The organism is Nonomuraea sp. NPDC049480, assembly GCF_044465905.1.
GTDB lineage: Bacteria > Actinomycetota > Actinomycetes > Streptosporangiales > Streptosporangiaceae > Nonomuraea.
In genome coordinates this window covers 86,678-107,019 of sequence record NZ_JBITMD010000021.1, presented here as the reverse complement: position 1 = coordinate 107,019, position 20,342 = coordinate 86,678, and the positions used below count along the sequence as shown (strand labels likewise).

The following is a 20,342-nucleotide window of genomic DNA, read 5'->3' as shown; positions in this document are numbered from 1 at the left end:
GCTACTGACTTTCGTCAGGTGTTGCGGCCGACCGCGGCGCGTAGCGTGATCGGCATGAAGTGGACCATCGGCGCGCGGCGGTTCACCGGTAGTGAGCGGGGCGCCGATCTGCTGCTGTGGCTCGCGATCACCGCACCGGTGTTCATCACGAACGAGCCGCCCGACGAGCCCGGATTGCCGCTGCTGTGGGTACAGGTCGCCGCGGTACCCCTGCTGGGAATGGCGGTGGCCGTCGGGAGACGGCGGCCGGTGGTGGCGGCCGCCGTGCCGGCGGCGCTGGGGATGGCGGCGACGCCCGACCTGTTCACCCCCAACTTCGTGATCGCCCAGATCGTGCTGGCGGTCCTGCTGGGCCGGCGGACCTCCGGGCCGCGTGCCGGGCTGATCTTCTTCGCCGGGGTGTGCCTGGCGGGGGCGACGCTGGCGGGGGGCATTCTCGGTGGCACGGAGTGGAGCCGGTTCACGGTGGTCACCACCGCGCTGATGACGATCGCGCTGCCCTGGCTGGCCGGTCGGTACGTCCGCCAGCACGACGAACTCGTGCGTACCGGGTGGGAGCTGGCCGAGCGGCTGGAGCGGGAGCGCGACCTGATCGGCCAGCGGACACGGTTGCTGGAGCGGTCCCGGATCGCCGGCGACATGCATGACTCACTGGGACACGAGCTCAGCCTGCTCGCGGTCCGCGCGGCCGCCCTGCAGGTGGGCCCGGGGCTGGACGACTCCGCCCGCGAGGCCGCCGGCGAGCTGCGGCAGGCCGCGGCGGCGGCCACCGGGCGGCTGCGAGAGATCATCGGGGTGCTGCGGCAGGACGGCGAGCCGGCGCCTGTGCTGCCGTCAGACGACACCGTCGCCGCGCTGGTGGGGAGGGCCACCGCGGCGGGGATGGCGGTGACCCTGGACGGCGAGCTGCAGCCGCTGCCGCCGATGGCCGACCGGGCGGTCTACCGGGTCGTGCAGGAAGCCCTCACCAACGCCGCCAAGCATGCGCCGGGCGCCGCGGTCACCGTGGGGCTGAGCACGGACGCCGCGGCCGGGGAGGCGGTGGTCACCGTGGCCAACACGCCGCCCCCGGCGGGGCCGCTGCCCGGGGCGGGGTCGGGCGGCTACGGCCTGGTCAGCCTCGACGAGCGGGTCCGCCTCGCGGGCGGGCGGCTGCGGGCACGGCCCGCGGACGGCGGCTTCGCCGTCACCGCCCGGCTGCCGCTCGCCGCGGGGGCCGCGGCCGTCCCGCCCGGCCCCATGCGCGAGCTCGCCCAGGCCCGTCGTAGAGCGCGGCGCGGCATGATCGACGCGATCTGGGTGCCGGCCGCCGTCGCGGTCGTGCTCATCGCCGTGATGTTCGGCTACGACGCCTACACCTCGCACCGTTCGGTCCTCGATGCCGGCGTGTACAGGGACCTCCGGATCGGCCAGAGCCGTTCAATCGTGGAGTCACGACTGCCGGTGTACAGGGTGGACCGCGACGAGCGACCGGACGGCGCACCGGCGAATCCGCCGGGCACGGACGAATGCCGCCTGTACCGGATCACTGCGCAGTCGCTGTCGCCCGCGTACCGGCTGTGTTTCACCGACGGGAGGCTGACTCACAAGGGCATGGTGACGATCTCATCACAGTGACGGGCAATGCCCGGCCACGCGAACGGCGTGACCGGACGGCATCTCGGCGGGTCAGGCGGCACATGTGGTGCCGGCGGCGGGGACCGTGCCCTCCAGCAGGTACGCGTCCACCGCCTTCAGCACGCACCCGTTGCCGGTCAGGTAAGCGCCATGGCCCTCGCCCTCGTAGGTGACCAGGACGCCGGTCTTGAGCTGCCGGGTCAGCGTGGTGGCCCACTGGTACGGCGTGGCGGGGTCCCCCTTGCCGCCGATCACCACGATGGGCGCCGATCCCGTGGCGTCGATGCGCTTGGCCGCGTCGTCCCCCTTGACCGGCCAGTGGGCGCACACCCCGGCGGACGACTCGGACGCCAGGATCGGGAAGATCTTCCCGATCTTCGCGTTGATCTGGGCGGTCTGGGCCGCGGTGGGGCGTTCTGCGTTGTCGGCGCAGTTGATCGCCTGCAGGCTGGTCATGGCCGTCGAGTACGTCCCGTCGGCCTTGCGGCCGGTGTAGGCGTCGGCCAGGGTGAGCAGCGTCGTGCCGTTGCCCTTGAGCGCCGCCGCGGCGGCCTGCTCCAGCATGGGCCAGGAGGCCTTGGCGTACAGCGGCGTGATGACGGCCAGCTGCGCCAGCCCGTACGTGAGCTCGCGGTCCCCAACCTTGAGCGGCTTGTCCTTCAGCCCGGCGAGCAGCTTCTCGACCGTGCTCTCGACGGCGGCAGGGTTGGCGCCCAGCTCGCAACTCTGGGCCACGCAGTCCTTGGCGAACGCCTCGAAGGCCTGGTCGAAGCCGGTGGCCTGGGTGACCGCACGCTCCTCGAACGTGACCGTGGGGTCGAAGGCGCTGTCGAGGACGAAGCGGCCGACGTTCTTGGGGAAGTGGGTGGCGTACACGGCGCCGAGGTGGGTGCCGTACGACAGGCCGAAATAGTTGAGCTTCTCGTCGCCGAGCGCGGTCCTGAGCAGGTCGAGGTCCTTGGCGGCGTTGACGGTGCCGACGTACGGCAGGACCTTGCCGGAGTCCTTCTCGCAGGCGGCCGCGAACTCCCTGGCCAGCTTGTCGCCGTCGGCGTCGGACTCGGCCTCCAGCAGCTTGTCCACCTGGCCGCCGCACTTGACGCCGGCGCTGCGCTCGACGCCGCGCGGATCGAAGCTGACCAGGTCGTAGCGGCGGCCCAGGGTGCCGAACGCCTGGGTGGCCATGGCCATCGTGTCCACGCCCGACGCGCCGGGGCCGCCGAAGTTGAACACGAGCGAGCCGAGGCGGTCGCCGGCGGCCTTGACCCGGATGAGGGCGAGGTCGATCTTCTCTCCGTCGGGCTTGGCGTGGTCGAGCGGGACCTGGATCTTGCCGCACTCGACCCCGGAGGCGGGGGTCGTGGGCCGGCCGTCGACGCCGGTCAAATCCGTGCACTGGGTCCAGGCGACCGCGCCGGTCTTCCCGGCGGTGCCCGTGCTCTTCGTGGTGGCTGTGTTCTTCGCGGCCGGGGGCTCGGCAGGCTTCTCCGCGGTGCCGCAGCCGGCGAGGACCGCCGCGCCCAGGAGGAATATCGCTATGGGCTTCTTCATACCGTCCAGCATGGTGTGCGTGGCATATGTCGACGTAGTGGGAGGTAACACCACTTCGAGGTGACTTCGGGGAATCGCCGGAGATGACGAATGTCAGGTGTCTCTGGGCCGGCGCACGAACCACATGCCGAAGAAGCCGAAGCCGACCCCGGTCGCGCACGTCCAGATCCACCACGTGTTCTCCGGGGCGGGGCGGAAGATCAGCAGGATGACCAGGGCGACGGCCCACAGGGCGGTGCCCACGGCGACGGCGGCCACGTCATTGGTCTTGATCGGCTCCGGGTCGGGATGCCACTGCTGCTTCACGTTGTCCAGCCTACCGACAAGAAACCTGCTCCGTCGGACTGCCGCCCCACTGCCCGTGGCTGGTCGGGACCCGTAGCGGCAGTCCGACTAGCAGATTTCTCATCGGGCTTCCAATCGGGTCTCGATCTCATCACCGACTCTTTCCGCAGTTCACCACTACTGTCACTCTTCGCGTCGTGAGCGACACACGTAACGCAATAGATCATTTCTTCGCAATCTCCGCACGAGGGTCGACATTCTCCCGTGAGATCCGGGGCGGCCTGGCCACGTTCTTCACCATGGCGTACATCGTGGTGCTGAACCCGATCATCATCGCCACCGGCAAAGACGTCCAGGGCCAGGTCATCGGTGACGGTTCGACGCCCAACGTGGCCCTCGTCGCGGCCGGCACGGCCTTCGTGGCGGGCCTGCTGACGATCCTCATGGGCGTCATCGGCAAAGTGCCCTTCGCGATGGCCGCCGGGCTCGGCCTGAACGCTTTCGTCACCTTCAACATCGCGTCGGTGATGACCTGGGAGGAGGCCATGGGCTTGGTCTTCCTCGAGGGCGTCATCATCGCCGTCCTGGTGCTGACCGGGCTCAGGGTGGCCGTCTTCCATGCCATCCCGGCCCAGCTCAAGACCGCTATCAGCGTCGGCATCGGCCTGTTCATCGCGCTGATCGGCTTCGTGGACGCCGGATTCGTGCGCCGCGTCCCCGCCGGGCCGCCGCTGGAGATGGGCATCGGGGGCGCCCTCACCTCATGGCCGATCTTCGTGTTCATCATCGGGCTGCTCATCACGGCGGCCATGGTGGCGCGGAAGGTGAAGGGCGCCATCCTGATCGGCATCGTCGGCACCACCCTCCTGGCGATCATTGTGGAGTGGCTCACGAAGTCGGGCGCCTTCTCGGCGCGGAATCCCGGCGGCTGGCAGCTGAACGTGCCGGAATGGCCAGAGCGGATCTTCGGGTTCCACAACCCGCTGGTGCTGTTCGCGGAGTTCGACCCGTTCGGTGCCTTCAGCCGGGTATCGGTGCTGCTGGCCGTGCTGTTCGTCTTCACGCTGCTGATCACGGACTTCTTCGACACCATGGGCACCATCGTGGGCGTCGGCCGGCAGGCGGGGCTGGTCCAGGAGGACGGGACGCTGCCGCGTACCAGGGAGATCCTGCTCGTCGACTCGATCGGCGCGGCGGCGGGCGGCGCCGGGTCGGTCTCGTCCAACACCACCTACATCGAGTCGGCCGCCGGCGTCGGCGAGGGCGCTCGCACTGGCCTCGCCAGCGTGGTGACCGGCCTGCTGTTCCTGGTGGCGATCTTCTTCGCGCCGCTGGTCGAGGTCGTGCCGTACGAGGCCGCGGCGCCCGCGCTGGTCATCGTGGGCTTCCTCATGATGACCGCGATCCGCGACATCGACTGGAACGACTACGAGATCGCCATCCCGGCGTTCCTCACCATCGTCGTCATGCCGTTCACCTACTCGATCTCCAACGGCATCGGTGCCGGCTTCATCAGCTACGTGCTGATCAAGCTCGTGCGGGGCAAGGCACGGGAGATCCACCCCCTGCTGTGGGGCGTCACCATCCTGTTCGTCCTCTACTTTGCCATCGGTCCCATCCGGGGGTTGTTCGGAGTCTGATGAGGCAGGTCGGAGCCGTCCCGCTCGAGTGGGGCGGCTTCGGGGTATCAAGAGGTGAGACGGATAGGGATTGAAATATCTTGCCATGCCGTATAGTTAGCAAAGGTAATGACTCATGCTAACCAACACCCAGCACAAGATGGACCTGCGCAGCGACGCAGGCCTGGCTTCAGTCCTGCGCGTATCACTGGCAAGGCTGACCAGGCGCCTACGACGACAGGCGGCGGTGCACTCGCTGACGCCCACCCAGTTCGCGACGCTGGCCGCCGTGGATCGGCATCCCGGGATAACGCCCGGCGAATTGGCCGAGCTCGAGAAGGTGCAGCCGCCCTCGATGACGCGCGTGATCGCCGCGCTCGAGGAGCGGGGCCTGGTCGCGCGCACCCCGCATCCGACCGACCGGCGCCAGGTGTCCGTGACCGTGACCGAGGCCGCCGAGAAGCTGCTGAAGGAGGAGCGGCGCCGCAAGGAGGCGTGGCTGACACAGCGGCTGAAGGAGCTCTCACCGGAGGAGCGGTCGATCCTGAGGCAGGCCGCGCCGATTCTGGAGAAGCTCAGCAAGATATAGAGCCCGAGCAACCGAGGACCGGGATGTTCCGGTCGCTCAGGATCCACAACTACCGCATGTTCGCCGCCGGCGGCACCGTCTCCAACGTCGGCACCTGGCTTCAGCGCACCGCCCAGGACTGGCTGGTGCTCGATCTCACCCACGGCAGCGCGGCGGCGCTGGGCACGGCGACCGCCCTGCAGTTCCTGCCCATGTTGCTGTTCGGGATGTTCGGCGGCGTGCTCGCCGACCGCTACCCCAAGCGCCCCATCCTCATCGCCGCCCAGTCACTGATGGCCGGGCTGGCGCTCACCATCGGCGTGCTGACGATGACCGGCGCCGCCCAGGTCTGGCACGTGTACGTGATGGCGTTCCTGCTCGGACTGATCTCCTGCGTGGAGGTGCCGACGCGGCAGGCGTTCGTGGTCGAGATGGTCGGCCGCCGGGACCTGCCCAACGCGATCGCGCTGAACAGCTCCATCTTCAACCTGGCCCGCGTGGTCGGCCCGGCGCTCGCCGGCGTGCTGATCTACGTGCTCGGCGGCACGGGGCCGCTCTTCCTGATCAACGCGCTCACGTTCGGCGGCGTCATCTCGAGCCTGATCTTCATGCGGAAGGCGGAGCTCAACCCTGCCGAGCCGGTGCCGAGAGCGAAGGGGCAGCTCAGAGAGGGACTGCGGTACGTCATCCGGCACGAGGAACTGCTCATGCCGGTGTTGCTCATCGGGTTCGTGTCGATGTTCTCGCAGGCGTTCTCGATGTCGATCGCCCTCATGGCCCGCGAGGTCTTCAAGGCGGGCGCGTCCTCGTTCGGGCTGGCCTCCAGCATGTTCGCGGTGGGCGCGCTGGGAGGAGCGCTGGTGGCGGCGCGGCGGGCCAGGCCGACGAAGAAGGTGCTGTTCGCCGGGGCACTCGGGTTCGGGCTGTTCCAGATCGCCACCGGGCTGGCGCCGTTCTACCCCGCCTACCTGGCGCTGCTGGTCCCGGCCGGGATCGCGCTGATCACCATCAACACGGCCGCCAACGCGAGCGTCCAGCTCGCCACGTCCCCCGACATGCGGGGGCGGGTCATGGGGATCTACATGCTGGTGTTCACCGGGGGCGCACCGCTCGGCGCGCCGCTGGTCGGATGGCTGTCCGAGCTGGGTGGGCCGCGCATGGGCGTGATCCTGTCCGGCGTGCTGGTGCTGGCCGGCACCGGCCTGGCGGTACTCCTGACGAGGCTGATCAGCCGCCGCGTCGCCGGCCGGCCCGTGCTCGCCCTGGCATGACAATGGAGGGATGAGGCTCTTCGCGGCCCTGGTGCCGCCCGACAAGGTGCTGGACGAGATCTCGCGCGCGATCGCGCCGCACGTCGGGCAGGTGCCGGGGCTGCGCTGGCCCGACCGGGCCACCTGGCACATCACGCTGGGCTTCTTCGGCGAGGTGCCCGAGGAGGTGCTGCCCGAGCTCGAGGTCCGCCTGGCCCGCGCCGTGCACCGCCACACCGCGCTCGACCTCGCCTTCGAGGGCTTCGGCGCCTTCTCCTCCGTACGCCGGGCCAGGGTCTTCTGGATCGGCGTCACCGGTGACTCCATGACCAGGCTGGCCGACTCGGTCCGGGCGGGCGCCCGCCGCGCCGGCGCCACCCAGACCGACGAGAAACGTTTCCACCCGCACCTCACCCTGGCCCGCGCCAAGGCCGAGACGGACCTCCGCCCGCTGGTCGAGTCGCTGTCCGGGTTCAGCGGCTCCCCGTGGCGGGCGGAGCGCGTCCGTCTCGTCCGCAGTCACACCGGGCCTCATGTGAGGTACGAGTCACTCGGCGAATGGGCGCTCGCACCCGCCGAGCGGGGCTAGGCTCCAGGGCGTGGATCGTCCTCGCCCGTGGCTGCTGCCGATCGTGCTCGGCCTGCTCCTGCTGATCGTCGTCATCGGCGCCCTGCTGAGCTGACTACCAGGCGTAGTCCTCCGGGGCCGTCTTGTGGCCGGGGAAGATCTCGTCGATGCGGGCCAGCGTGGCGTCGTCCAGCTCGATCTCCAGGGTCCTCATGCTGCCCTCGAGCTGCTCCAGGGTGCGCGGGCCGATGATCGGCGCGGTGACCGCCCGCTGCCTTAGCAGCCAGGCCAGCGCCACGTGCGCCGGGTCCTCGCCCAGCTCGTCGCAGAGCTTCTCGTACTGCTCGATCTTGTCGCGGTGCTTCTCGAGCTGCGTGACCATGTGGTCGGCGGCCGAGCGGCCCTTGTCGATCTTGCGGAGCACGCCGCCGAGCAGGCCGCCGGCCAGCGGGCTCCACGGGATCACGCCGAGCCCGTAGTCCTCGCACGCGGGCAGCACCTCCAGCTCGACCGCGCGGGTGAGCAGGTTGTAGTGGGACTGCTCGCTGATGAATCCGGTGAAGTTACGCTTGGCCGCGGTCTCCTGGGCCTTGGCGATGTGCCAGCCGGCGAAGTTGGACGATCCGACGTAGATGATCTTGCCCTGCTGCCGCAGGACCTCCATGGCCTCCCAGAACTCGTCGAAGGGCGTGTCTCTGTCGACGTGGTGGGCCTGGTAGATGTCGATGTAGTCGGTCTGCAGCCGCTTCAGCGAGGCGTCGCAGGCCTTGCGGATGTGGAGCGCGGACAACTTCTTGTCGTTCGGCCAGTCGCTCATCGGGCCGTTGAGCTTGGTCGCGATGACGGTCTTCTCCCGGCGCCCGCCTCCCTGGGCGAACCACCGGCCGATGATCTGCTCCGTGATGCCTTCGCCCAGCTTCCAGCCGTAGACGTCGGCGGTGTCGAAGAAGTTGATGCCCAGCTCCAGGGCCCTGTCCATGATCGCGAAGGAGTCTTCCTCCGAGGTCTGCGGGCCGAAGTTCATGGTGCCTAGGCAAAGCGGGCTCACTTGCAGGCCACTGCGTCCGAGGTTGACGTATTCCATGAGTCAACCCTAAGGACCTGGAGTGCACTCCAGGCCAGACGTCAATGCGTCACGGTGACCACGATCTTGCCGAACCGGGTGCCGGACTCCATGTGCTGGTGCGCCCGCACGATCTCGTCCAACGTGAACAGGCGGTCCACCACGGGCCGGAAGGCCCCGGCACGCAGGCCTGAGGCGACGAACGCCGCCGCCCGGCGTATCCGCCGGGGATCTCTGGTCGTCTCGTGCACGGTGTAGGTGCGTACGTTGAGTGCGGGCATGCCCAGGTCGAACCCCGGGTAGGGCGTCGGCTGCCCGCTCAGCATGCCGTACAGGAACAGTGTCCCGCCCGCCGCGACGGCCCTGGCCAGATCCGTCACGCCCGGTCCCGCGACGGCGTCGAAGACGTGCTCGGCGCCCTTGCCTCCGGTGAGCGCCAGGACCCGGCCGGTGACGTCCTCCTCGTCGGACACGATCACCTCGGCGGCGCCCTCCTCGAGGAGCCGCTCCTTCTTGGCGCCGGTGCGGGTGATCGCGATGGGGACCGCGCCCACGCGGACGGCGGTGTGGATGGCGGCCAGGCCGACGCTGCTGGAGGCCGCGTTCAGCACCACCGTATCGCCCGCCCGCATCCCGCCCACCTCCACCAGCGCACCGTAGGCCGTGAGGTACGGCATCCACACCGCGGCACCGGACACCGCGTCAACCCCGTCGGGGCGGTGCAGCAGCGCGGCCGCCGGTGCGATCGCCCGCTCGGCGTACAGGCCGTAGTCGTTCTGCGAGAAGGCCGGCACGACGCTGACCGCCTGCCCCTCCGCGAACCCGGCCACCTCAGGGCCGACCGCCTCGATCACCCCGGCGGCCTCGGTGCCGAGCCCGGCGGGCAGGTTTTTGACCGGCTCGATGTACTGATCACGCCGGAACAGCGCCTCGGCCCTGTTGAGCCCGATCGCGTCCACCCGGATCCGCACCTCGCCCGGTCCCGGCTCCCCTGGCTCCAGGTCCTCCAGTCGCAGCACCTCGGGTCCGCCGAACTCGTGGAACCGCACAGTCTTGGTCATGTCATCGTCCTTCGCTCGTGGTGAATGCGGTCCACTGTGAGCCATAAGTACGATCACTGTCAAACTTTGATGAATGTCGTACTATGGAGCCCATGGAACGCACGCCGCCGCACCCAGAGGTGTCGCAGTTCGACCTCCAGCAGGTGTTGGAGGCCCTCGTCGATCCGGTGCGCCGGAGCGTCGTCACGCGGCTCGTCGCCGCCGGTGAGGACATCGCCTGCGGCGGCTTCGACATGCCGGTCAGCAAGTCCACCGCCACCCACCACTTCAAGGTGCTGCGCGAGGCGGGACTGATCAGGCAGTACTACGTGGGGACCTCGCGGATGAACGCCCTGCGCCGCGCGGAGATGGACCAGGCGTTCCCCGGCCTGCTCGACGCCCTCACCACGTCCCGGGCCGCGGCACGCTGACCGCGCACCCGCGCCAGAAGGGGGCGGGTGGGGCATGATGGCGGCGTGGGGGATGTCGTGATCCGGGTGCTCGCCGCCGTGGCGGCGAGCTGCTGTCTTTCCGCCGTTCCCGCCCATGCGGCGGGCGACGGCATGGAGAAGCTCTTCACCTTCAAGGACCCGGAGATCACGGAGTCCAGCGGGCTGGCCGTGTCGCCGACGCACGACGGCGTCTATTACACGCACAACGACAGCGCCGCCACCCCGACCTTCTACGCGGTCGACGGCAACGGGCGCACCCGGGCGACCTACCAGGTACGCGGTGCGCAGGCCAGGGACTGGGAGGCCATGGCCGCGACCAAGGACCCCGCCACCGGGCGTGGAGTGCTCTGGTTCGCCGACATCGGCGACAACCTGGACGGGGCATGGTCGGACATCTCCGTCTACAAGGTGATGGAGCCGCGTACGCTCGGCAACGCCACGCTGCCCGCCACCCGTTACCGGTTCCGGTACGCGGACGGCGGGCGCAACGCCGAAGGCATCATGATCAACCCGCGGACGGGGCGCCTGTACGTGGTGTCCAAGGAGTTCGCGGGATCCGTCTACGCCGCCCCCAAGAAGCTGCGCACGGACCGGACGAACGTCCTCCGCAAGGTCTCCGGCGCCCCCATCATGGCCACTGACGCGGCGTACGCGCCCGACGGCTCCTCGTACGTCATCCGCACCTACTTCTCAGCCACCCTCTACAAGCCGTCCGGCGAGACGATGGCCAAGGTGACGATGCCGGAGCTCAAGCAGGCCGAGTCGATCGCCTACACCCTGGACGGGAAGGCGCTGCTCACGGGCACGGAGGGGCCGAGGAGCCCGGTGTACCGAGTCCCGCTCCCGGTCCGCGCCCAGCCCGCGCCCACGCCGAGCCCGGCCAGGGCGGAGAGCACCCCGGAGCCGAGCGGGAAACCGCAGGCCGCGCGCGAGACCGGATTGACGGCCAACGACATCTTCATCTGGCTGGCGGCGGCCGGGATCGCCGTAGGCGCGATCATGTTCATCGCCCGCCGCACCCGCTGACGGTGATCGATCCGCCCGCCCAGCGTTCCCGATGGGAAGACCACGGCCGTGTCCTGGCTGCTTGACGCCGTCCGGCCCGACTGCCGGGCATTACCAGGTGCTCCGACGGCTACGGCCGCGGTCGCATCTCACGCAGCACCCGCATGGCATCCCTCTCGATGCGCGAAAGGTCGTGGAGGATGACGCCGGCCTGCTCGAGGTATGCCGCGTCGCCCCCCTCTCCAGCCTTCGCGATCAAGGTGGCCACGTCCGTCCACAGGGCGGCGGCCTCGGCGTACAGCCGATGACCGGCGCGAAGGCAGTCATCGTCGATGAGCCGGATGCACTCGCCGAGGAAGTCGCGATAGAGGGCACGGAACAGGGCGCCGCCGGTGCCGGCCTTCTCCATGAGGAGGGCGGCCTGCGGTAGGTCCCGCTTCGGCTCGTCCGTGCGGAGCAGCCACTTGGGCACCTGGCGGGCGGCTTTCTCGATGCCGCGATGGCCCAGGTTCGCGATGGGCGCGGCGAGGAAGGCGTCGGCGCAGGCTTTGATCGCGGGGATGATCTGGTCCTGCCAGGAGGGCGGGTGCCCCGGCAGGGTGATGGAGAAGGAGCGGTTCCTGGCCGTCATCGGGCCGTGTTCGGCCCTCGCCATGGCCAGGGTGGTCCGGCTCGTACGCACGGCCCCTCCCTGCTGCGCGGTGTCCACCAGGTAGGCATGGTGCTCGTCGTAGCCGTACATGGCGACGACGTGGCCACCGAAGTGCACCTTCGACTGGAAGTAGTCCAGGTGGTAGCAGTCGAGCTGGAGGCCGACCGGTCGTCCCGCATCGATGTGGGCGGACACGTTCTCCCACGCCTTGCGTGGTGAACTGGTCTCCTTGACCAGCAAGGTCAGCCCCAGCCTGGCGGCCAGGTTCCTGGTGAGGTCGAAGGGCTTGACGCGGCCGCCGAGGAAGGGGAACTCCATGCCCTTGGCGTCCCAATAGAGGAAGGACAAGCCCGAGCCGAGCCCGAACATCATGGGCTCGGACAGATCAAGTCCCTCATGCCGCAGCAGCACACCCAGCGCCGTCGTCTCGCAGTGTTGCGTGCCGCGAGCCTCGATGCCTTCCACGATCGTCATGCGTCGCTCTCCTCGATAGCCAGGCGATCAGCGGGTGCGGAGCTGCTGTCCGGCTGAACGCCGGAAGTAGCATGATGCCTCCCATAAGGGGAGAGTCCAGCGTTCGATCCCTCGCCCGCAGGGCCGGCTCTGCCGTCCCGCCTGACTATCGGGCATATGGAGTTCTTCCCCGGAAGATCGTGATGCTGCTCCAGCAGGTGTTGCAGGCCGGCCGCCATCGTGTTGTGTTCGCTGCCGGCCGTGCGAGTACTTTGTCTTCACCCGGGCGCGTTACTTGAAGGCCGCAACGTTGCGCTCCGCCCACTGGGCGAAGGTGTGAGGCGAGCGGCCGAGGAGCCGCTCGACGTCGGGGCTGACGCGCTGCTCGGCGGCGGAGGGTGTGCCGAGGGCGCCGAGGGTGGCCTCCACGACCGGCTCGGGCATGTATGCCAGCATCTGGTTCCGCGCCTCCTCGCGGCTCTGCTCAACGAACTGCACCGACTCGCCCAGGGCGTCCCCGATCGCCGCGGCCTGCTGCCGGGGCGAGATCGGCAGCGGTCCGGTAAGCGTGTAGACGTTGCCCTCGTGGCCCGGCTCGCGCAGTGCGACGGCAGCGACCTCGGCGATGTCGACCGGGTCGATGGCCGGCACCGCGACGGCGCCGAACGGCGCCCGGACCACCCGTTGCGCGCGGATCGAATCGGCCCATTGGAAGGTGTTGGAGTCGAAGTTGCCCGGCCGCAGCATCGTCCATTCCAGACCCGACTGCTTGACCGCGTCTTCCAGATGCGAGGGGTGGCGTTGCGTGCCCACGCCATGGGACGACAGCAACACGACCCGCCGGACGCCGGCCGCCCGCACGACGTTCATGACGTCACCGAGATCGCCGTTCGCCATGAAGCCGGGAGAGGTCAACAAGAACAGCGCTTCGGCTCCTTGGAGGGCGGGCTTGAGGCTCTCGGGCTCAGCCATGTCGACGTCACCCCGGAGCAGGCGTGCCCGATCGCCCCGGTGGTCGACATCGTCTTCAGTCGCTGGACCACCCCCATCCTTTGGGTGCTCCATGAATTCGGGCGGCATCGATTCGTGGAGCTGGAACGCCGTATCACCACCATCACGCCTAAGGTGCTGACCGAAGGGCTGCGGCGACTGGAACGCGACGGGCTCGTCGTGCGCACCTACCACCCCGAGGTTCCGCCGCGGGTGGAGTATGAGATCAGCGAACTGGGACGAAGGCTGGCGCCGCTGTTCGCAGCGCTCGCCGAGTGGTCGGTCAACCTAGGCGAGGTCGAGCAGGCCCGGCTGGACTACGACGCCAGGAAGCCCATCGGCAGCCGTCGAACCTGACCCGAAGGCCGCCGGAAACCTTGGCCAGAAAAGAATGTCCTGAGGGGACCCCGAGAGAGTCTATCGAACGTCAGTACGATGGTCTCATGTACCTGCCGCCGGAGTGGCCGCCCGAGGTCCGTCCACCCAGCGTTCCCGACTGGGAGACCTCGGCCGTGGCCTGGCTGCTCGATGCCGTGCCCCCGGACTATCGGGCCCATGAAATTTTGAAACGCTTCCCCATCGCCTTGGCCAGGATGGCTCTTCACCACGTGAACGCGGCAGTCGAAGCCGCCAGGGCGGGATACCGAAGCGCTGCGGTGGATCTCAAAGGTCATCTCCCTCCTCATGCTGTCGAGGCGGTGCTCGATGTCTATCGCGAGGAGGGGCCACGTCTGGTCCGCCTGGCCCGCGCAATCACCGTCGTCGAGCAAGCCTTGCGCGGCGATATGTTCACCGCGACCATGCGCAACTTCCGATGAGGTAGCGACGTGGTCATCTCTGAGGGCGACGATCTTGATCGGATCTCGATCAGCCAGAGGGTCTGAGCGGCCTGATGGACGTGTTCCTCTTTTCACGTCCCGCCCGGGATACCGCCGCGCAGAGGCCCGTCCCAATAGATCACTGGAAGCCCGGTGGCTATAGCAGGGACGGCCGGTTGGCCGGAAAATCATCGTGTGACGGAGAAGATCGGGATCGTAGGCGCGGGCATCGTCGGGCTGGCGGTGGCGCGTGAACTCGCCGCAACCAGGGGCGCCGAGGTGACGGTGCTGGAGAAGGAGGGCCGTGTCGCCGCCCACCAGACCGGGCACAACAGCGGCGTCGTGCACGCGGGCATCTACTACCCCCCGGGCTCGCTCAAGGCCAGGCTGTGCCGGGAGGGCGTGGCGCTGCTCAAGGACTACTGCGCCGCCAACGAGCTGCCGTACGACGAGGTCGGCAAGCTGGTCATCGCGAGCACCACCGCCGAGCGTCCGCAGCTGAGCGCTCTGGCCGAGCGGGCGCGTGCCAACGGCGTGCCGGGCATCGCCGTGCTGGACGCGCTGGCGCTGCGCGAGATCGAGCCGCACGCGGTCGGCGTCGGCGCGATCCACTCGCCGCACACCGCGATCTGCGACTTCCCCGCCGTCGCCCGCCGCCTCGCGCTGGACGTGGTGGAGCTGGGCGGGTCCGTACGCCTCTCGCACCCCGTACGCGCGATCAGGGAGCGTTCGGCGGGTGTGCAGGTGCTGGCGGGCCGGCGGAGGTTCACCTTCGATCGGCTGGTGGTGTGCGGCGGGCTGTGGACGGACGCGGTGGCGCGGATGGCCGGGCAGCCGGGGGACGTCAGGATCGTCCCGTTCCGCGGGGAGTTCTACGCGCTCAGCGGCGGGGCAAAGGAGCTCGTTCGCGGGCTGATCTATCCGGTGCCGGATCCGCGGTATCCGTTCCTGGGGGTCCATCTGACGCGGCAGATCGACGGTGGGGTGCTGGTAGGGCCGAATGCGGTGCTGGCGCTCGCGTATGAGGGCTACAGCGCTAGCCTCAGATGGCGGAATATCCGAAATTTCTGGCAAATTCTTGGCTGGCCCGGCACCATCCGCATGGCCCGCCGCCACTGGCGCACCGGGCTGAAGGAGGTCCGCGGCTCGCTCATCAAGGGCGCGTTCGTGAGGGCGGCCCAGCGCTACGTGCCCGAGCTCACCGCCTCCGACCTCGTACGCGCCCCCGGCGGCGTCCGGGCCCAGGCCGTGGCGAGGGACGGGCGCCTGGTCGACGACTTCGTGGTGGACGTCCACGGCAACGTGGTTCTGGTACGCAACGCGCCGTCCCCCGCGGCCACGTCGAGCCTGGCGATCGCCAGGCACATCGCCGGAATTGTCCCGGCACTCGTCCGATGAGGGCATCCTTGGAGGTGATGGAATCACGCCTGCTCATAGTCGAGGACGACCCCAACATCCTCGAACTCCTCGCCGCGAGCCTCAGGTTCGCGGGTTTCGACGTGACCACGGCGAAGAGCGGCCTCGACGCCGTCGCCGCCGTGCAACGGCACCGCCCCGACCTCGTCGTGCTCGACGTCATGCTGCCCGACCTGGACGGTTTCGAGATCGTCAAGCGGTTGCGCGGCGGCGGACTGCACACGCCGGTGGTGTTCCTGACCGCCCGTGACGACACCGAGGACAAGATCCGCGGTCTCACGATCGGCGGCGACGACTACGTCACCAAGCCGTTCAGCCTGGAGGAGGTGGTCGCCAGGATCCACGCGGTGCTCCGCCGTACGAGCGGGGACCAGCAGGCGGCGCCGCCGCGGCTGACGTTCGCCGACATCGAGCTGGACGAGGAGAGCCACGAGGTGTGGCGCGGGGGCAACGCGGTGGCGCTGTCGCCCACCGAGTTCAAGCTGCTGCGTTACTTCATGACGAACGCGGGCCGGGTGTTGTCCAAGCCGCAGATCCTCGACCACGTGTGGGACTACGACTTCAGGGGCGAGGTGGGCATCGTGGAGTCGTACGTGTCCGTCCTGCGCCGGAAGATCGACAACCGCAGCCCCCGGCTCATCCACACCCTGCGCGGTGTCGGATACGTCCTCCGCCTGCCACCGAGTCCCTGATGAGCGGCCTGCCGCTGAGGATCAAGCTGATCGCGTCGATGCTGGCGCTGCTGGGATTCGGCATGACCTTCATCGGCCTGGTGAGCGTCTCGGTGCTGCACACCTACCTCATCGACCGGGTGGACAGCCAGCTCCGGCTCCTCACCGTGCGCATGCACAACAAGGTCGTGAACGACTGGAGGAAGGACAGGGAGACCTCCAAAAAGCCCATCCTCATCGAGTCCGACGCGATCGTCCTGGTCAAGGAGCCGGGCCGCGACACCGTGCCCATGCTCACCGACCGCGACGTCGACCTGAAGCCCAAGCCGGTCCTGTCGCCCACGCGGGGGACCGACCCCTACACCGCGCCCGCGGTCAAGGGCGGCGGCGAGTGGCGGGTGCTGGAGTCCGAGGTCCAGCGCAGCGCGGTCGTGGTCGCCGTGGACCTGGAGGAGGTCGACGCGATCACGCGGCGGCTGGTGCTCATCGAGCTGCTGGGCGGCGGCGGCATCCTGCTCATCCTCGCCGTCGTGGGCGTGACGATCGTACGGCGCAGCATGCGGCCGCTCGGCCAGATCGAGCGTACGGCCGAGGCCATCGCGGGCGGCGAGCTGGGCCGGCGGGTGCCGGACGGCGACCCCCGGACCGAGGTGGGCCGCCTGGCCGGGTCGCTCAACGGCATGCTGGCCCAGATCGAGGCCGCGTTCGCGGCCCGGTCGGCCTCCGAGGCGGCGGCCCGGCGCTCCGAGGACCGCATGCGCCAGTTCGTCGGCGACGCCTCGCACGAACTGCGCACCCCGCTCACCTCGATCCGCGGCTTCGCCGAGTACGCCCGCCAGAACCCCGGCGCCGACCCCGCCGAGCTGATGCAGCGGGTGGAGAAGGCCGCCGGCCGGATGAGCCTGCTGGTGGACGACCTGTTGCTGCTGGCCAGGGTGGACCAGCAGCGGCCGCTGCAGATGCGGCCGGTGGACATGCTGGCGCTGGCCGCGGACGCCGTACAGGACGCCAGGATCCTGGCGCCCGAGCGGTTGATCAAGCTGGACGTGGTCGGCGGCGCGGCCCTGATCGTCTCCGGCGACGAGGTACGCCTGCGCCAGGTCATCAGCAACCTCGTCACCAACGCGATCGTCCACACCGAGCCCGGCTCGCCGATCATCGTCCGCGCCGGGGCGGGCACCGACACGGTCTTCCTCGAGGTCGTGGACAACGGCCCCGGGCTCACCGCCGAGCAGGTCGAGCACGTCTTCGAACGCTTCTACCGCGCCGACTCCGCCAGGACCCGCCGCCGCTCGGCCGAGGACCGGGGCAGCGGCCTGGGTCTGGCCATCGTGCAGGCGCTCGTGCGGGCCCACGGCGGAACGGTGACCGTGGACAGCTCGCCGGAGCGCGGCTCCACGTTCCGCGTCGAACTCCCACTCGCTTTGGAGTGACCCTTCAGCTAACCCTCAGGTGGCTGCGTCACTCTAAGTAGGTGACTAAACCCGAGCTCCGCGAGGCGCTGATCATGGTGGTGGACGACGAGCCCAGCATCAGGGACCTGCTCTCCGCCAGCCTGCGCTTTTCCGGGTTCGAGGTGCTGACCGCCGCCGACGGCGAGGAGGCCGTCGAGGTGGCCGAGCGGGCCTCGCCCGATCTCGTGGTGCTCGACATCATGCTGCCCGACCTCGACGGGCTGGAGGTGGCCAAGAGGATCGACGCGCCCGTGTTGTTCCTGACCGCCCGCGACGGCACCGAGGACAAGATCGCGGGGCTGCGGGTGGGGGACGACTACGTGACCAAGCCCTTCAGCCTGGAGGAGGTGCAGGCCAGGATCCGGGCGGTGTTGCGGCGCACCCGCTCGGAGGGCGCGCCGGCCAGCAGGCTGAAGGTGGCAGACCTCGAGCTGGACGAGGACGCCCGCGAGGTGTGGCGGAGCGGTCGCCAGGTACGCCTGTCGCCGACCGAGTTCAAGCTCCTGCACTACTTCATGGTCAACGCCGGGCGCGTGCTGTCGAAGGCGCAGATCCTCGACCATGTGTGGAACTACGACTTCGGCGGCGACGCCGGCGTCGTGGAGTCGTACGTCTCCTACCTCCGGCGCAAGGTCGACGACGTCGAGCCGCGCCTCATCCACACCCTGCGCAGCGTCGGCTACGTGCTGCGGGAGCCCCCGGCGGGCTGATCAAGCGACAGCGTCACCACGTGATCGAGGGACGGTGATGGCGAACTGCCGTCGGGACAGGTCGAGGAGACTCATAGCCGTTCCTTCATCAGCCGTCGATCACCGGTGCGTCGGCGGAGGCCCGGGTGAAGCGCGGTAGCGCGGCGACGGCGACCGCGAGCACGGCCACGATCGCCATCTGCACGTACTCGACCGCGGCGAAGGCCTGGGGCACGTTGCCCGGCTCCAGCGTGAGGTAGAGGGTGCCGAGGGTGGCCACGCCGAGGGCGAGGCCGCTCTGCTGGAGGGTGATCAGCACGCCGCTGCCGATGCCGCCGAGGTGAGCGGGTACGTCGGCCAGCACGCTGCGGAACAGCCCGGCGAACAACATCGACTGCCCGGCCCCGGCCAGGGCCAGCGGCACGGCCATGGCCCACAGGCTGACATGCGGCCACGCCTGGACGATGATCGTCACCAGCAGGGCCAGCCCCGCGAGCTGCACCGCGGCCCCGGCGGACAGCGCCGCCCGGCCGAATCGGGTGATCAGGCGCGGCGCCACCAGGGAACCGGCGAAGAACAGCAGGGCCATGGGCAGGATCGCCAGACCGCCGTGCAGCGCGTCCTCGTGCAGCCCGTTCTGCACGGTCAGAGCGAAGACGAACATGAACGCGCCGAAGCCGATGCTGAAGGCCAGCACCATCGCCAGGCCCCGCGACATCGACGGCAGGCTCAGCAGTGACGGCGGCAGCAGCGGGATCTCGCCGCGCCGCTCGGCGCGCTTCTCCACCACGTACGTGACGGCGCCCAGCACCACGGCCAGAGCGAGCATCGCCCAGGTCCACCACGGCCAGCCCAGGGAGTGGCCCTCGGTCAGCGGGATGAGCAGGGCGGTGAGGGCGGCGGCGAACAGCACCGTGCCGGGCAAATCGACGCCGACGGGCTGAGAGGAGCGGGTGTTCGGCACGATCCGCGCCGCCACCAGCAGGACGAGCACGCCGATGGGCACGTTGACCAGGAAGATCGGCCGCCATGCCGTGCCGGCGATGTCGGCGGCCACCAGCAGGCCGCCCACCAGCTGCCCGACCACCGCGGCGATGCCGGAGGCCGCTCCGTACAGGCCCACCGCGCGGGCCTTGCGCTCCCCTTCCAGGGAGTGATGGAACGTCGCCAGCACCTGCGGGATCAGCAGCGCGGCGGTGGCGCCCTGCACGATGCGGGCTCCGATCAGCGCCTCCACGGTGGGGGCCAGGCCGCAGGACAGGGAGGCGACGATGAAGCCGGCCAGCGCGACGAGGAAGACGCGGTGCCGGCCGTAGCGGTCGCCCAGCCGGCCGCCCAGCACCAGGAGGGCGGCGTAGGCCACGCCGTACCCGGCGATCACGAGCTCCAGCGACGACGCCGAGGCGTGCAGCTCGGCGTCGATGCTCGGCAGCGCGACGTTCGTGATGAAGAAGTCCATGATCGGCATGAACGCGCCTGCCAGCAGGATGAATACGCCGAACGGGTGCAACCCGCCCGCCTGTGCCACGGCGCGTGGGGATCCGGGTGCGGCACCGGCGTGCCGAGCGGAAAGAGCGGTGTCCATGACACCTCCGTCAGGTGATTATTAAGTCATAACTACAATGACCATATAACTATCTGATGGGGAACGGTTATCCTGGGAGTGTGATGTACGACCAATCGCGGCAGCCGGCCGGAGACCGTGGTTCCGACGCGGACAACCGCTGGGCCGACCTGGCGGACCTGGCGCTGATCATCGCCCGGGAGATCCAGTTCCGCGGCTACGGCGACGAGCGGGCCGTCCAGCTGTCGCCGTCGGAAGGCATGGTGATGCGCCACCTGCAAGGCGACCCCGCCGCTCCACCCAGCCGGATCGCCGCCGCCACCGGCCTGCAGCGCACCAACCTGTCCACCGTCCTGCGCTCACTCGAGGCCAAGGGCCTCATCGAGCGGCATGTCTCACCCGACGATCGGCGCGGGGTGGCCGTCCACCTGACCGAGCGCGGCCGGACCAACTACGCCGTCGTCCGCCAGGAATGGGCCGCAGCCGTCTCCGCGGCGGCCGGTGGCGACACCGGTGACCTCGACGCGACGCTCAAGCTGCTCAAAGCCGTGGAATCCGGCCTGGTCGCGGCCCGGTCTGGAGGCCGTAACGGCGCATCCATCATCTAGCGTGGTCAT

The 20,342-nt window shown here is 69.4% G+C and carries 21 protein-coding genes; 14 read left to right on the top strand and 7 right to left on the bottom strand.

Annotated features, from left to right (window positions below; all coding sequences use genetic code 11):
- Positions 1-54: 54 nt before the first annotated feature.
- A complete protein-coding gene (locus tag ACIBX3_RS43460; protein ID WP_397126467.1) occupies positions 55-1,617 on the top strand; it encodes a sensor histidine kinase in 1,563 nt (520 codons plus the stop codon).
- 51 nt (positions 1,618-1,668) lie between these two features.
- On the opposite strand, the gene ACIBX3_RS43455 is transcribed toward ACIBX3_RS43460, so the two are convergent.
- Positions 1,669-3,168: an alpha/beta hydrolase gene (locus tag ACIBX3_RS43455; RefSeq protein WP_397126466.1), complete on the bottom strand. Its 1,500-nt coding sequence runs from the start codon at positions 3,166-3,168 to the stop codon at positions 1,669-1,671.
- A 93-nt stretch (positions 3,169-3,261) separates the two neighbouring features.
- Positions 3,262-3,474 (bottom strand): DUF2530 domain-containing protein, encoded by a 213-nt coding sequence (locus tag ACIBX3_RS43450; RefSeq protein WP_397126465.1) that lies wholly within the window; start codon positions 3,472-3,474, stop codon positions 3,262-3,264.
- Positions 3,475-3,650: 176 nt separating this feature from the next.
- Between ACIBX3_RS43450 and ACIBX3_RS43445 the strand changes: the two genes are divergently transcribed.
- The 4 genes from ACIBX3_RS43445 (at position 3,651) to thpR (ending at position 7,479) form a co-directional block, all read left to right on the top strand.
- A complete protein-coding gene (locus ACIBX3_RS43445; protein ID WP_397126463.1) occupies positions 3,651-5,093 on the top strand; it encodes an NCS2 family permease in 1,443 nt (480 codons plus the stop codon).
- A 115-nt stretch (positions 5,094-5,208) separates the two neighbouring features.
- Positions 5,209-5,661: a MarR family winged helix-turn-helix transcriptional regulator gene (locus ACIBX3_RS43440; RefSeq protein WP_397126462.1), complete on the top strand. Its 453-nt coding sequence runs from the start codon at positions 5,209-5,211 to the stop codon at positions 5,659-5,661.
- A gap of 23 nt (positions 5,662-5,684) precedes the next feature.
- Positions 5,685-6,911, top strand: coding sequence for an MFS transporter (locus ACIBX3_RS43435; protein ID WP_397126461.1), 1,227 nt, complete (start codon positions 5,685-5,687; stop codon positions 6,909-6,911).
- 10 nt (positions 6,912-6,921) lie between these two features.
- Positions 6,922-7,479 (top strand): RNA 2',3'-cyclic phosphodiesterase, encoded by a 558-nt coding sequence (gene thpR / locus ACIBX3_RS43430; RefSeq protein ID WP_397126460.1) that lies wholly within the window; start codon positions 6,922-6,924, stop codon positions 7,477-7,479.
- A gap of 94 nt (positions 7,480-7,573) precedes the next feature.
- Here the strand turns inward: thpR and ACIBX3_RS43425 are convergent, their stop codons facing one another.
- Together ACIBX3_RS43425 and ACIBX3_RS43420 are read right to left on the bottom strand one after the other, a co-directional pair.
- Positions 7,574-8,542, bottom strand: coding sequence for an aldo/keto reductase (locus tag ACIBX3_RS43425; protein ID WP_397126459.1), 969 nt, complete (start codon positions 8,540-8,542; stop codon positions 7,574-7,576).
- Positions 8,543-8,583: 41 nt separating this feature from the next.
- Positions 8,584-9,582 (bottom strand): zinc-dependent alcohol dehydrogenase family protein, encoded by a 999-nt coding sequence (locus tag ACIBX3_RS43420; RefSeq protein ID WP_397126458.1) that lies wholly within the window; start codon positions 9,580-9,582, stop codon positions 8,584-8,586.
- A 92-nt stretch (positions 9,583-9,674) separates the two neighbouring features.
- Here ACIBX3_RS43420 and ACIBX3_RS43415 point away from each other — a divergent pair, with 92 nt between their 5' ends.
- On the top strand, positions 9,675-9,992 hold the full coding sequence (locus ACIBX3_RS43415) for an ArsR/SmtB family transcription factor (RefSeq protein ID WP_397126457.1): 318 nt from the start codon (positions 9,675-9,677) through the stop codon (positions 9,990-9,992).
- Between the two features lie 45 nt (positions 9,993-10,037).
- Entirely contained in the window at positions 10,038-11,039 is a 1,002-nt protein-coding gene (locus ACIBX3_RS43410; RefSeq protein WP_397126456.1) for a hypothetical protein, read from the top strand.
- A gap of 109 nt (positions 11,040-11,148) precedes the next feature.
- Here the strand turns inward: ACIBX3_RS43410 and ACIBX3_RS43405 are convergent, their stop codons facing one another.
- Both ACIBX3_RS43405 and ACIBX3_RS43400 read right to left on the bottom strand, forming a co-directional pair.
- The gene (locus ACIBX3_RS43405; protein ID WP_397126455.1) at positions 11,149-12,144 is read right to left on the bottom strand and encodes a BtrH N-terminal domain-containing protein; all 996 of its coding nucleotides are present in this window, start codon (positions 12,142-12,144) and stop codon (positions 11,149-11,151) included.
- A gap of 270 nt (positions 12,145-12,414) precedes the next feature.
- Positions 12,415-13,095 (bottom strand): NAD(P)H-binding protein, encoded by a 681-nt coding sequence (locus tag ACIBX3_RS43400; RefSeq protein WP_397126454.1) that lies wholly within the window; start codon positions 13,093-13,095, stop codon positions 12,415-12,417.
- Between the two features lie 39 nt (positions 13,096-13,134).
- On the opposite strand from ACIBX3_RS43400, the gene ACIBX3_RS43395 reads away from it, so the two are divergent.
- The 6 genes from ACIBX3_RS43395 to ACIBX3_RS43370 all read left to right on the top strand — a co-directional run bounded on the left by ACIBX3_RS43395 (position 13,135) and on the right by ACIBX3_RS43370 (position 18,182).
- A complete protein-coding gene (locus tag ACIBX3_RS43395; protein WP_397126453.1) occupies positions 13,135-13,470 on the top strand; it encodes a winged helix-turn-helix transcriptional regulator in 336 nt (111 codons plus the stop codon).
- A gap of 86 nt (positions 13,471-13,556) precedes the next feature.
- Complete coding sequence (locus ACIBX3_RS43390) at positions 13,557-13,931, top strand: hypothetical protein (RefSeq protein ID WP_397126452.1); 375 nt, start codon at positions 13,557-13,559, stop codon at positions 13,929-13,931.
- A gap of 195 nt (positions 13,932-14,126) precedes the next feature.
- The gene (gene lhgO / locus ACIBX3_RS43385) at positions 14,127-15,329 is read left to right on the top strand and encodes an L-2-hydroxyglutarate oxidase (RefSeq protein ID WP_397126451.1); all 1,203 of its coding nucleotides are present in this window, start codon (positions 14,127-14,129) and stop codon (positions 15,327-15,329) included.
- A 17-nt stretch (positions 15,330-15,346) separates the two neighbouring features.
- Positions 15,347-16,039, top strand: coding sequence for a response regulator transcription factor (locus ACIBX3_RS43380; protein ID WP_397126450.1), 693 nt, complete (start codon positions 15,347-15,349; stop codon positions 16,037-16,039).
- Positions 16,039-17,451 (top strand): sensor histidine kinase, encoded by a 1,413-nt coding sequence (locus tag ACIBX3_RS43375; protein WP_397126449.1) that lies wholly within the window; start codon positions 16,039-16,041, stop codon positions 17,449-17,451. Before ACIBX3_RS43380 ends, ACIBX3_RS43375 begins: the two co-directional genes overlap by 1 nt.
- Positions 17,452-17,525: 74 nt before the next feature.
- Positions 17,526-18,182, top strand: coding sequence for a response regulator transcription factor (locus ACIBX3_RS43370; RefSeq protein ID WP_397126545.1), 657 nt, complete (start codon positions 17,526-17,528; stop codon positions 18,180-18,182).
- Positions 18,183-18,270: 88 nt separating this feature from the next.
- On the opposite strand, the gene ACIBX3_RS43365 is transcribed toward ACIBX3_RS43370, so the two are convergent.
- Entirely contained in the window at positions 18,271-19,746 is a 1,476-nt protein-coding gene (locus ACIBX3_RS43365; RefSeq protein WP_397126448.1) for an MFS transporter, read from the bottom strand.
- 83 nt (positions 19,747-19,829) lie between these two features.
- On the opposite strand from ACIBX3_RS43365, the gene ACIBX3_RS43360 reads away from it, so the two are divergent.
- Positions 19,830-20,333: a MarR family winged helix-turn-helix transcriptional regulator gene (locus ACIBX3_RS43360; RefSeq protein ID WP_397126544.1), complete on the top strand. Its 504-nt coding sequence runs from the start codon at positions 19,830-19,832 to the stop codon at positions 20,331-20,333.
- Positions 20,334-20,342 lie beyond the last annotated feature (9 nt).